The sequence below is a fragment of the Oceanospirillum beijerinckii DSM 7166 genome (assembly GCF_000422425.1).
Classification (GTDB): domain Bacteria; phylum Pseudomonadota; class Gammaproteobacteria; order Pseudomonadales; family Halomonadaceae; genus Oceanospirillum; species Oceanospirillum beijerinckii.
Genome location: NZ_AULT01000036.1, coordinates 55,748 through 68,227, shown reverse-complemented (window position 1 = coordinate 68,227; position 12,480 = coordinate 55,748). Strand labels below are relative to the sequence as shown.

Sequence of the window (12,480 nt, the reverse complement as noted above, 5' to 3'; positions counted from 1 at the left end):
ATTGAGTTTGCGGATCAGGTATTTATTCCTGCTTATGAGGAAGACCTGCAGGCGATCAGTATGTTCTACCAGCAGATTCTGGGGCGTCGGGCTGAAGTGGATGGTTTCCAATGGCAGGCACAGCATTCAGGTTTGGGAATGTCGTTGGGACAGCTGGCGGTCAATTTCCTGGAATCAGAGGAGTTTACGCTGAAGACGGGTATTGAGTTTGACCAGTTGACTATCGATAACCAGATTGAAGCCCTTTACAACCATATGCTGGGTCGTGAATCCGATGTGGGTGGTAAAGCGGCTTGGATGGAATATGCTGCTGCCGGACACACCATTGTTGAAGTGGCAGAAGGATTCATGGACAGCGAGGAAACTCAGGGGTTGTTTATGGCCGCAACGGAGTGGAACTTTATTGTCTAACGTTTGACATTAATCTACTGCTATCAGGCGCACTGCTTTGATTAGCAATGCGTCTTTGAAAATACCCGGTTGGAAACAATCGGGTATTTTTTGTCTACGGTGGTGTAAAATTGCTCAGATATCATCAAGCCAGAATTTAGGATCATGGTTTTGAACAAGCAGAAGATTTCTAAAGCGATTATCCCTGTGGCGGGGTTAGGTACTCGCTTATTGCCAATCAGTAAGTCTATTCCAAAAGAGATGGTGCCTGTGGTTGATCGGCCTCTGATCCAGCATGTGGTGGAGGAAGCACTGGCAGCGGGTTTAAATGAGATCATTCTGGTGACCCGAGGGGGGAAGTCAGCAGTAGAAGATCATTTTGATCATCATTATGAGCTGGAAACCGAACTGGAAAAGAAAGGTAAAACGCAGCTGTTAGAGCAGTTAAGGGCGATTGTGCCTCCTGAATTAAAGGTGACCAGTGTGCGCCAGGATCAGGCATTGGGTTTAGGCCATGCGGTGGCTTGCGCGGCACATTTGATTGGTGAGGATGAGGCCTTTGCTGTTTTATTGCCTGATGTATTGGTTAAACCTCAGGCAAGTATGTCGGAACAGTGTGATCTGGCGACTATGGTGACCACTTTTCAAGCCAGTCATGCGGCACAGATTATGGTGGAGCAGGTGCCGTTGGCCGATGTGGAGCGCTATGGTATTGCAGACTGTGCTGGTCAGGATTTAGTGGCAGGTAGCAGTACTGCAATGCGTGGTGTGGTTGAGAAACCTTCGCCGGAGCAGGCACCTAGCCAGTTGGCGGTTGTCGGGCGTTATATTCTGCCGGGGAAAATTATGCCGTTGCTGGCTCAAACTCAGCCGGGGGCGGGTAACGAGATTCAACTCACTGATGCCATTGATACATTAATCGCCGAAGATAAAGTGGAAGCTTTCTGTATGGCAGGGCGCAGTTTTGATTGTGGCCATATTCCAGGCTGGTTGCAGGCGAATCAGGTTTTGGGTCGTGAGGCTGGGCTATTAGCGGATTAAGTTATCCATATCGTGTCCCTCTTTGGGGCGCGACGCCTTTATTTTACAAAGCACGGTTCGCCAAAGTGCATGTTTTCAAAGCGCTGTGCTCTTCGGAACTGTTTCTCAAGGTATGTTTCTTGATGGTGAGTTTTTTGATGATGTTGTTGCCAAAATATCGAGGTATCGGAGTTTTATCGCTGATTTTCTGGTGCAACGACTGATGCTGGTTGACGGTTTGAACGATAAGGATAAATAAAGGCATCAGTGATGAAGAATAAGAACGTAGCCGATCTGGACTATTGCAAATTATCCCTTAGAAATGAATATGCGGCCCTAATGGAAAAGGCCGATTCCTGTCTGTCTCTATCCGAGTTATTTGCCCGCGATCCCGAGCGTGGTGAGCGCTTGCGCTGTCAGGCTGCAGGTTTAACGCTGGATTATAGTAAGCAAAGTATTACGGATGAGGTCTTTGAAGAGTTGCTGAAATTGGCAGATAGCTGTCAGTTACCCCGTCATATTAATAAGCTGTTTGGCGGTGATATTGTCAACCTGAGTGAAGATAAAGCGGCTTTACATACCGCGTTGCGTACACCCGCTGAAGTATTGCCTGATGAGTTAGGCATGATCAGCGCTGAGCTCGATAAGCTGGCCCAGCTGGTCTTTAAGATTCAGCAGGGTGTTTGGCGCGGTTTTAGCGGTAAGCGTATCACCGATGTGGTCAATCTGGGGGTTGGCGGCAGTGATCTGGGGCCTTTAATGGTATCTCATGCATTGGATGAGTATCGGGATGAAGGTGGCAAAAACCTTAAGGTACACTTTGCTTCTTCGATGGATGGTAGCCAGCTGTTTCAACTGATGGAACATCTGGCCCCTGAATCGACACTGTTTATTGTTTCTTCCAAGTCCTTTACCACCATAGATACCTTATCTAACGCCCAGACCGTGCGTGATTGGCTGGGGCATTATTGCTCTGATGAAGCGATGTTGCTGCGTTGTCACTTTATAGGTGTATCGGCTAATCGTAACCGTATGACGCAGTGGGGTATTCATTCAGAAAATCAACTGGAGTTCTGGTCCTGGGTCGGTGGGCGCTTTTCACTCTGGTCTGCCATTGGTTTGCCTATCGCTTTGTCGGTGGGGGTGTTCGCTTTCCGCCGTTTGTTGGCCGGTGCTTTTCAGATGGACCTGCACTTCAGGTCTGCGCCCTTGGCTGAAAACTTACCGGTTATTATGGCACTGTTGGGGGTATGGAATGTTTCGTTTCGTGATATTCGTGCCCATGCGATTTTGCCGTACGATGGACGTTTAAAGTTTTTCCCCAGTTATCTGGAACAGCTGGAGATGGAGAGCAACGGTAAGTCTGTCACTCAGTTGGGAGAGCCGGTGGATTATATGACCTGTCCGGTGTTATGGGGTGAAGTGGGAACCAATGCTCAGCATGCGTTTTATCAGCTGTTGCATCAGGGGACTCAGCCTGTGGTATCGGATTTTATTATTGCCGCCAGTCGTTATGATGGCCCGGTGCAGCAGCCCCATCAGGATGCACTGTTAAAACAGCATGATCTGAATATCAGTAACTGTTTAGCTCAATCCAGAGTGCTGGCTTTTGGTGCCGGTGAGCAACCTGGGCTATTGAACTCTTTTAGACATTACCCGGGTAATCAACCCTCTTCCACGTTGGTATTAAATCGCCTGGAGCCTGAATCGATGGGCGCTTTGATTGCGGCCTATGAACATAAGGTGTTTTGTCAGGCGGTGATCTGGGGCATCAACCCCTTTGATCAGTGGGGTGTTGAGCAGGGTAAAGAAGTGGCGGTTAAACTGCAATCTATCCTACAGCCCGGCTACGATGGGAGTGAACCTGTGGATAGCTCAACTCAGGCATTGGCTGCATTGATTCGTCAGCAGAGGAATAAGAAATGAAAATCATGGTTGTGGGTGATGATCATGCGGCCTGGACCATGGCCAGTGTCTTGGCGTCTACCGGCTGCCATTGTGTGATCTGTAAGCCTGAAATTGCGCCGGTGGATATTAATGAACCCGGTTTAAATCGTTTATCCTCCGATCAGATCCGTCAGGGACGTTTGCAGTTACAACCTCAACAGGACCCCATTCCAGATGTGGAGTTCGTGATCTATGCGGAGCCTCAGGCAGATTACGATCAGGTACTGAACTATGCTATCGATTTTGCCCGCTTGGTTCAGTCACAAGCGATTTGTGCCGGTGAGGGTGATAAAGACGGCAGAAACAGGCTGCGGGTGATCGCCCTGATACATCCGCTGGAGATTGGCAGCACGGATCGTTTGCAGCAAGATCTACTGACACGAGGTTATGATTTTATCCGCGTGGTGTTCTGGCCTAGCTTTATTCAGTCGGGGCGGGCAATTGATAGCTTCTCTTATCCTGATCGGGTGCTATTGGGCAGTAATGATCCTCAGGCGACAGAGATGATTCGGCAGATTATGGCGCCCTACAATCGTCGTCGGGATAACTTTATGTTGATGGCGCCCAAAGAGGCGGAGCTGACCAAGGTGGCGATCAACGGGATGTTGGCAACCCGGATCAGCTTTATGAATGAGCTGGCAGAGTATGCCAGCCTGCAAGGTATCGATATTGAACCTGTGCGCCAGGGGATTGGCTCTGACAGCCGTATCGGTTTTCAGTATCTCTATCCCGGCTGCGGTTTTGGTGGTCAGGCGTTTTTGGATACTCTGCATCAATTAACCCAGGAGTTGGAAATCCAACAACAATCCAGTCTGATGCACAGTGTCTGGCAGCGTAATGAGCAGCAAAAAGATCTGCTCTTCCAGAAGTTCTGGCGCTATTATCAGGCGGATATTCAGAACAAAGTTGTCTCTATCTGGGGTGGGGCTTTTAAACCCAATACTGCCAGTATTGCAGGCAGTCCGGCGATCGATCTAATTGAAACCTTATTGGCCCATAAGGTTCAGGTGCGCTTGTATGATCCTGTGGCGAATCCAGCACTGATAGCGTTTTTTGACGGTAATGAGGGTATTATTGACTGCCGGTCTGCCTATCAGGCGGTGGAAGGGAGTGATGCTTTGATGCTGGTGACGGAGTGGAAGGAGTTCTGGAATCTGGATCTATACAGTATAGCCAATACCATGAGAACCCCTTTGTTATTGGATGGTCGAAACATCTACGATCCAGACTACGCACAACAGGCAGGGTTAACCTATTCAGGTATCGGTCGTGGCATGCGTATATAGTACGGTCGAACTGTTGTTAATGTTTTATTCTAAGTCCCGGCACAAAAAATTCTCGACATTGATATCCTTATTCTCTCTGACCGCTGGGCGGAGAGGGTAGGAATATTGATGTTGGTGTGCTTGTTTTTTAATATTTGCTTTAGACACTGAGTCATAAAATGAAATATCTGAGTGATACAGGTTGGGATTCAATGTTTTTGAATCTATCACTATTCAGCTTTGGCGCTCTGGCGCTATTGTTTAGTAGTGGCTACAGCGTTGGCCCCTTTTTAATTATTATATTTCTGCTATTGGTATTACCTTTTAAAGCAAAGGTTGATGTAGATAAAGATGATTTAATATTCTCATCTGTATTTATTTTGTTTTTTACTGTAGGTGTGTTCGATACGGTATTAAGGGGGCAATCGGTTTCCAATCTGGACCTGTTCTCCCGTTATTTGCTTGGAGCTTTTGTTATTTTTTATCTGTCTCAACGCAATATTAAAGAATCCTTTTTACTTATGGGGTTTGCGGTGGGAGCGATAGGGGCTTCAGTTTGGGCTCTCTATGCCAAGTTTATACTGGATATGCCCAGGGTAAAAACTGAGCATTTAGACCCCGTGAACTTTGGTAATATCAGTTTATTGATGGGACTGATCTCTTTAACCAGTGTGTTCTGGGCTTTAGAGCAGAAGAAAAAGCCGCTGGCAGCACTGATGCTACTGGCTTTCTTTTGCGGTATGACTGCTTCTTTATTATCGGGCTCCCGCAGTGGCTGGGTAGCGCTGCCCCTGGCGCTGTTTGCTCTCTATAAAATTTATGAAGAGATATTGAAAGATAAGGTTAAAAAGGCTGCACTGGTGGGATTCGTCGCCTTCGTGGCAATTTTTGCATTGCTTCCGGATACTGGTGTACAGCATCGCATCAGCCTGATTTTCAGTGATATTGAACACTATACTCAGGGGCACTCAACGACCTCTATTGGTTTACGTTTTGAGATGTGGCGTTCGGCCTATGAGGCGATTATTCAAAAGCCTGTCTTTGGTTGGGGGGAAGCCGGATTTTATGAGTTTCAGGCGAATATGGTTGAACAGATGAATCTAAATCCGATGATCCTCGATTTTAAACATCTGCATAATCAATATATAGAGGAGTTAGCCAAGCGGGGTGTGATTGGGCTCGTAGCCTTACTTCTGGTGTTTATAGTGCCGTTTAAACTCTTTTATAAAAAATCGCAAACGGGTAATAAACGTACTAAGCCGTTAGCGGCAGCAGGTGTTGTGGTGATTATCTGTATGGCTGATTTTTGTTTGACTCAAGGGATGTTAAGAATTACCAGTGCGGTTATGTTTTTTGTTTTTACCCTGGTGTTTATATGGTGTTGTATTCGGGCGCTGGAAAAAAGAGAGATAAGCCAGAGTCCGGCTTGATGGGTGTTTAGGCTGATATTTTAAATATTATAAAAGGCGAGAATAAAGTACTCAGGATAAGCGGTATTTGATTTTTTGACTATGATACTGAATACTTAGAAGTTGTTGTCTGCTGGGTATAATCTTTTATAATTGTGTTGTTTAAATTGTTGTTGTTTTATATGGCGGGATCATATTTCGCTGATTATTGAATGTCGAGGTGCCGGTTTTGTCTATCTTATTTGTATCAAGAAATAGTATTCATGCAAGATACTATAAGAAACTGGTGGATCATCTGGATGCAGACACTAAGATACATATTATGGGTAAACCCAGTCTGGGGGCGTTAAAGAAACTGTCTCAAGCCTTTAATCAATCGATGGATGAGATTGTATTCAGCCAGTACAAGCGTAAGTTGGCCAAGAAACCGGCATTCTGGCAAAAAACCTGGGTACGTCACAGCTATTGTGCGGCTTTAAGTGTGGTTGAGAAGCTGCGTTTGGCCAAATATCTGGCGTTAATGGAACAGGAAAAGCCAGATTATCTGGTGATCTGGAACGGTAATAAACTACCTAACCAAACGGTCAGCCTGGCGGCTCAGATATTGGGCATTAACACTTACTTCTTTGAAAATGGCCTGGTGCCCGGTACGACCAGTGTTGACCCCAAAGGGGTGAATTACGCCTCTAGCGTGCCCAGAGATAAAGCGTTTTATTTCAGCGATAAGATTGATCGGTTACCGGCGTTTACCGCTCCGGAGATAGCGGTTCGGGCTCAGCATGTGAAACGTCAATCCGGCAATGCGATTGATCTGCCTGAGCGCTATCTGTTTGTGCCGTTTCAGGTGCCTCATGATACGCAGGTGGTGTGTTTTTCTTCCTGGATCAACTCGATGGAACAGCTTTATCTGGAAGTGATGTCTGCGGTTGAGCAGCTTAATGATTCTGAACTGAAGGTCGTATTTAAGGAGCACCCGAGTTGGCCGCAACATTTTACTGAGTTATATGCTCAGGATAAGCAGGCGATTTTTGCCAATCACAATGATACGGTACAGTTGATTCAGGGTGCTGAGGCGGTCATTACGCTTAACTCTACGGTGGGGTTAGAGGCTCTGCAGTTGGATAAGAAGGTGATTACTCTGGGCGAAGCCTGTTACAACATTCCCGATCTGGTATTAAACAGTCGAAGTCGGTCTGAATTGGCTCAGCATCTACAGCAATTAAGTCACTGGCAGCCGGATTTAACCCTGCGTAATAATTTTTTCCGCTATCTGGAACACGTGTATTGTGTGGCAGGAAAGTGGGCAGAAGGTGATGAGAGGCATTTTAAAGCGGTGAATCAGCGTCTGATGGCACAGGATCTGTTTGCTGAGCATCATTGAGGGTCATGATCTGCCGTTATCCAGAGTAAGTGGACTTGTACCCGGTGCTGTTTTTTCCCTGTGCACTTTTTCTCCCTGTGCACTTTTCTCTGACCGTCTTTCCTCCGTTCTTACTTTCATTATCGCCCCTGCTTTGGCTACTCTATGTTAAGCGAAGCAGGGGAGGGTGATAGAAGGCTTCTTTTCTGTATCATGCGTTATGATTGGCAGCCCAGGACTGCAGCTGTTTGATTACTTGATTGGTGGCTGTACGATTATTCAGCTTTTCAAGAATCTGCTGTTTCTTACGCTTCAAAAAATGCTTCTTAATGATATCGCCCTTGGCAATTTGTGAGATATCACTATCAAATTCCAGATCCTGTTCGATGTAATAGGGCATCAGGGAGATCACGGGTACGTCAGTTTCCCAAATGTGCTGAATATCGGTGTCCACAGGACGACCAAACTGTTCGCTAAACGCTAATAGTTTTTGGGCGCCAGCGTAGGTGATCGCCTGGGCGCAGCAGCCAGTCATCGCTTTATTGTGTATCACCAGATCAAAGTGACTGTTCCATGGGGTTTTATAACGGATAGGGCGTTCACGGTTGTTATAAGCAGCCAACTTGACCAGATCCCATTGGCCATTCAATGTTTCCAAGGCGTTAAAGACCTGAGCTAATTCGCCAACCGGCCTGAAGTCGTCTTCCATCACAATGGCGTAATCCAGTTTCTGGTCCACAATCTTCTGCCAGGCTTTACGGTGACTGAAATAACAGCCAATTTCACCGCGACTCAATGGGCGATAAAACTTGTTGCGGTTCATTTCTGCAGAGTAATGAGCTGCAACTTCATCTTCTGATAAGCTTTTGCCGTGAACGGCATCGATCCGCTCAAAGTCAATATGCTGACTGTTAAGGCGCTCGGTGCTTTTCTCCAGTCGCTCAGTGCTGTTTTTCAGGTTGATCAAGAAAATTTTGGGCTGCTCTTTCACTTCAGTTCACCGTGACTATTGTCCTGATACAGGGGGGAGCCCCTGTTTGGGAGCAAAAGTTTACCCGTAACCCTGAATCCATGAAACTGTTCGTCAGATTTTCTTCTGCCTGGCGTGCTGTTCCGAGCTTTTCCATTGTCCTTCCGTTATGATAAGTCTCAATCTGGCCCAGTAGATTATGGGTGAACACTTTTGCTTTTTAACGCGATGGATCTATCGGTAACCGCGTTAAAACAACGACAAATTTTTTGGATAACAGGTATTGCCCCTTGCTTACTTTTGAGCCGACATCTAATCCTATTCTGGTTATTGGTGACGTCATGCTGGATAAATACTGGCATGGCTCAACGGATCGAATTTCTCCTGAGGCCCCGGTGCCTATCGTAAAGGTTAAAGATGTGGATGCCCGTGCTGGTGGTGCCGCTAATGTGGCGCTGAACCTGGCGGCATTGCGTTGTCATGCCACCGTGATGGGTATTATCGGTCAAGATGCCGAAGGCCATGAACTGAGCCAGCTGCTTGCGCAAAAAGAGGTGGCGACTCACTTTGTGACGGCAGAGCATCAGCCGACGATCAGCAAGCTGCGTATTATGAGCCGTCATCAACAACTGTTACGTTTGGATCAGGAAGAACGTTTTGACAGTCAGGTTGCCCTGGAACTGAATAGTGCGGCTGATCAGGCTTTTACGCCAGGCTCTGTCGTGGTGTTGTCAGATTATGCCAAAGGGTCTTTGCAGCATGTGCAGGGGTTGATTCAGCAGGCTAACTCGCAACAGTGTAAGGTGCTGGTGGACCCCAAAGGCACTGATTTTGGTAAATACACCGGTGCGTCTCTGCTAACGCCCAATATGTCAGAATTTGAAGCGGTTGTGGGGCGCTGTCACTCAGAAGATGAGGTGATAGAAAAGGGTTTTGCGCTGTTGCAGGAGTTACAGCTGGAGGCCTTGCTGGTCACCCGCAGTGAAAAGGGTATGACACTGTTCCAGTCTGGGCGTGATCCCGTCTATTTTGCTGCCAATGCCAAGTCCGTATTTGATGTCACAGGTGCAGGTGATACGGTTATTGCCAGTCTGGCTGCGGGTTTGGCCTCAAATCTGCCGCTGGAAACATCGGTTGAGATGGCTAATATCGCAGCAGGCATCGCTGTCTCTAAACTGGGTACGGAAACTGTGGCTCTGGCTGAGTTAAATGAAGCGATTGCCGGTTACTATGGTGTCGAGCAGGCCTCTGTATTGTCGGAACAGGATCTGATTAAACGCTTGAAACAGGCCCGTGAACAGGGTGATAAGATTGTTTTCACCAATGGTTGCTTTGATATTCTGCACCCCGGTCATGTTAGTTATCTGGAACATGCCCGACGCTTAGGTGACAAACTGATTGTAGCGGTCAATTCAGATGCATCAGTATCACGGCTAAAAGGGCCTACCCGTCCTATTAACGATCTTGAACATCGTATGCATGTGCTGGCAGGTCTTGCATCTGTTGATTGGGTAGTGGCCTTTGAGGAAGATACTCCGGCGCGCCTGATTGCAGAGTTAGTGCCGGATATTCTGGTGAAAGGTGGTGACTATAAGCCAGAAGAGATTGCGGGGGGCGATACGGTCATCGCTGCAGGTGGCGAAGTGCGTGTGCTGAACTTTGAAGAAGGGTACTCCACCACGGGCATTATCAAGGCAGCTCATGATGCGAGCCTAAGCCAAGCACGTTAATATCGGCCTACGTAATATTGGTTTATGCACACTGGCACAAAAGTGTTTCGATATTCTTTGGCCAATAGCTAAGAATGAAGCCATTGATCAAAGCGAAACGTCTGTGTGAATGCGGTGTGATTTTTAATTAATGATAAACATTAGCCATTGACTATATGGGATTTTAGTATGGACTTTTCTAATCCTTTTGAAACAAATTGGATCGAATTAGCATTGCAATGGGTTGACATGATTTGGCCTGCACTCTTATTGCTATTGGTAGGGCTATGGGTCGTTAAGCGCATCGTGCGTGTGCTGGAAAGTTTACTCAGACGTAAAAATATGGATGAGGCGGCAACCCATTTTATCGGCCAGATTGCCCATACGGTATTGACTGTCCTACTGCTTGTTACCGTATTGGGTCAACTGGGTGTTGATACTACCTCTCTGCTGGCAGTGCTGGGTGCGGCAGGTCTGGCGGTAGGTCTGGCTTTAAAGGGGTCGCTGGAAAACCTGGCCGCGGGCATCTTATTGGTATCACAACGTCCGTTTAAAAAGGGCGATTTTATTGACGGCTCGGGGGTGTCGGGCTCGGTAGAAAAGATCACCATGTTGAATACCCGTCTGAAAACGCCGGATAATAAAGTGGTTGTGATTCCCAATGCCTCTTTAATTAATGATAACCTGACCAACTTTTCCGCTAATCCAACCCGTCGTTTGGATCTTACCGTAGGGATCGGTTACGGGGATGATCTGTTGAAGGCTAAAAAGGTGCTGCAGCAGTTGGTTGCTGAGGAAGAACGTGGTTTGAAAGAGCCGGAGTCTCTGGTGGCTGTGAGTGCATTAGCAGACAGTTCTGTGAACTTTACTGTGCGTATCTGGGTAAAATCTGAAGATTACTGGCCCACCTATTTTGATATGACTGAGAAAGTAAAACTGAAGTTGGATGAAGAGGGTATCTCAATCCCATTCCCACAACGGGATGTGCATATTTATCAGCATGGAGAGGGCTAAGGGTTATAATGAGTGCCTCTTCACCGACTGATTCAAAAACAGGTGCTGTAAAGAAGCCTGTGATTTATAGCAAGCCCAAAGAACGGGTACAAACTGAGCTGGAGATCAAGCGCAGTCGCTTTATTGCTATTGCAGCACCTGTAGCAAACGTCACGGAATGTCAGCAGTTTATTCAATCCGTGCGGGAGGAATACCCGGACGCACGACACCACTGTACGGCATTTATTGCCGGAGCACCGGATAATACCCAGTGTTATGGTATGAGTGATGACGGCGAGCCTTCGGGTACAGCCGGTAAGCCGATGTTTAATGTGGTCAGCCATAGTGGGCTAGGCCAGTTGGCCGTTGTGATTGTACGTTATTTTGGTGGTATTAAGCTGGGAACGGGTGGTCTGGTTAAGGCGTATTCTCAGGCTACCCAGATGGCTCTGGATGAGCTGGAGCTGATTGAGGTACGGCCTAAATACGGTGTTAGGATTGAAGCGGACTATGCGTTTGAATCCGATATTCGCCATTGGTTGCAACAGTTGGATGCTGATCCGATAGAGTGTGATTATGATCACCAGGTTAACTTCCAGGTATGGTTGGAAGAGCCGGAAGAGCTGTTAGACAAGATGCAACAAGTCGGGCAGGGACGGATCAATAGCCGCTTAATGGATGCCTAGTCTTGCTACCCTATTCTCAAGCTTTGGCTGGGAATAGGGTAACTGACATCGGGCGTTCTGGTTTACTGATGGGGTTTACTGATGGCAGCATTCAGCAAGTACCAGAATTTAGACTGAGTTGCCGAGCTGATTTACAGGTTATCGCGATTCTGAGTGTTTTGATCAATCGCACTCTTCAGGCGTTCATACTCCACCATGTTGTCTGGCAGGAAGTATAGGGTGTAGAACACCTTCTCGAACAGATGACGTTTGCCTTCTTCACCCTTTACCTTCTCTTTTGAACTGCTGAAGTTACTGTTCATAGTGAAGTGCAGCACGCAGGTGCCCGGTGGCAGCAGGAGCGTGGAACTATCAAGCTGCTGTTTCTCTTTCGGCTCTTTCAGGCTGTAGGAGGAGATTTCAGTAACCAGTTGCAGGTTGATATAGAAATGACTGGAAACAGGTGCAATGACTCGTTTGCCACTTTCATTGTTCTGCATGTAGATTCCGCAGTTTTTGCGAATTTTCAAAAACATTTTATCCTCCCATAATCGGGCATTTGCTGGCTGATTTTGAACAGCTTAATCACAACTGAGTGTTCTGTTTACGTGCAGCAGGAACAGTAAGACAGATATATGATATTTTTGTGACACAGGCTGTGATTCAATGGGTATTTGTTGTACTTTGGTTGGTGTGTAATGGGTGATAAGTCATGTTTACTTATGTAAAAAAATGATTTTTTTACAGCGGGC

12 protein-coding genes are annotated in these 12,480 nt (G+C 46.9%); 10 read left to right on the top strand and 2 right to left on the bottom strand.

The genetic code is table 11. The annotated features are described in order from the left end of the window. The 7 genes from H579_RS0112085 to H579_RS0112055 form a co-directional block, all read left to right on the top strand. On the top strand, nt 1-411 hold a 411-nt coding region (locus tag H579_RS0112085; RefSeq protein WP_028300897.1), incomplete at its 5' end, for a DUF4214 domain-containing protein. A 150-nt stretch (nt 412-561) separates the two neighbouring features. Continuing rightward, complete coding sequence (locus tag H579_RS0112080) at nt 562-1,431, top strand: UTP--glucose-1-phosphate uridylyltransferase (RefSeq protein ID WP_245583256.1); 870 nt, start codon at nt 562-564, stop codon at nt 1,429-1,431. A 22-nt stretch (nt 1,432-1,453) separates the two neighbouring features. After that, nucleotides 1,454-1,669, top strand: coding sequence for a hypothetical protein (locus H579_RS29135; RefSeq protein WP_157834613.1), 216 nt, complete (start codon nt 1,454-1,456; stop codon nt 1,667-1,669). Nucleotides 1,670-1,680: 11 nt separating this feature from the next. Further along, nucleotides 1,681-3,336, top strand: a complete 1,656-nt coding sequence (gene pgi / locus H579_RS0112070; RefSeq protein WP_084624088.1) for a glucose-6-phosphate isomerase — start codon at nt 1,681-1,683, stop codon at nt 3,334-3,336. Continuing rightward, nucleotides 3,333-4,643, top strand: a complete 1,311-nt coding sequence (locus H579_RS0112065) for a nucleotide sugar dehydrogenase (RefSeq protein ID WP_028300894.1) — start codon at nt 3,333-3,335, stop codon at nt 4,641-4,643. The genes pgi and H579_RS0112065 overlap by 4 nt, the downstream gene beginning before the upstream one ends. 158 nt (nt 4,644-4,801) lie before the next feature. Next, nucleotides 4,802-6,052, top strand: coding sequence for an O-antigen ligase family protein (locus H579_RS0112060; RefSeq protein ID WP_084624087.1), 1,251 nt, complete (start codon nt 4,802-4,804; stop codon nt 6,050-6,052). 208 nt (nt 6,053-6,260) lie between these two features. Further along, nucleotides 6,261-7,412 carry a capsular polysaccharide export protein, LipB/KpsS family gene (locus tag H579_RS0112055; RefSeq protein WP_028300892.1) on the top strand — a complete coding sequence of 384 codons (1,152 nt, stop codon included), beginning with the start codon at nt 6,261-6,263 and terminating at the stop codon, nt 7,410-7,412. Between the two features lie 190 nt (nt 7,413-7,602). Here H579_RS0112055 and H579_RS0112050 read toward each other — a convergent pair whose 3' ends face one another. Further along, nucleotides 7,603-8,382, bottom strand: coding sequence for a glycosyltransferase family 25 protein (locus H579_RS0112050; RefSeq protein WP_028300891.1), 780 nt, complete (start codon nt 8,380-8,382; stop codon nt 7,603-7,605). Between the two features lie 269 nt (nt 8,383-8,651). On the opposite strand from H579_RS0112050, the gene hldE reads away from it, so the two are divergent. From hldE to H579_RS25430, 3 genes are all read left to right on the top strand, one after another. Further along, nucleotides 8,652-10,091 (top strand): bifunctional D-glycero-beta-D-manno-heptose-7-phosphate kinase/D-glycero-beta-D-manno-heptose 1-phosphate adenylyltransferase HldE, encoded by a 1,440-nt coding sequence (gene hldE, locus H579_RS0112045; protein ID WP_028300890.1) that lies wholly within the window; start codon nt 8,652-8,654, stop codon nt 10,089-10,091. 168 nt (nt 10,092-10,259) lie between these two features. Continuing rightward, nucleotides 10,260-11,084 (top strand): mechanosensitive ion channel family protein, encoded by an 825-nt coding sequence (locus H579_RS0112040; protein WP_036566184.1) that lies wholly within the window; start codon nt 10,260-10,262, stop codon nt 11,082-11,084. Between the two features lie 8 nt (nt 11,085-11,092). Beyond that, nucleotides 11,093-11,749, top strand: a complete 657-nt coding sequence (locus tag H579_RS25430; RefSeq protein WP_051227566.1) for a YigZ family protein — start codon at nt 11,093-11,095, stop codon at nt 11,747-11,749. Between the two features lie 131 nt (nt 11,750-11,880). Here H579_RS25430 and H579_RS0112030 read toward each other — a convergent pair whose 3' ends face one another. Further along, entirely contained in the window at nt 11,881-12,264 is a 384-nt protein-coding gene (locus tag H579_RS0112030) for a hypothetical protein (RefSeq protein ID WP_028300888.1), read from the bottom strand. Nucleotides 12,265-12,480: the final 216 nt, after the last annotated feature.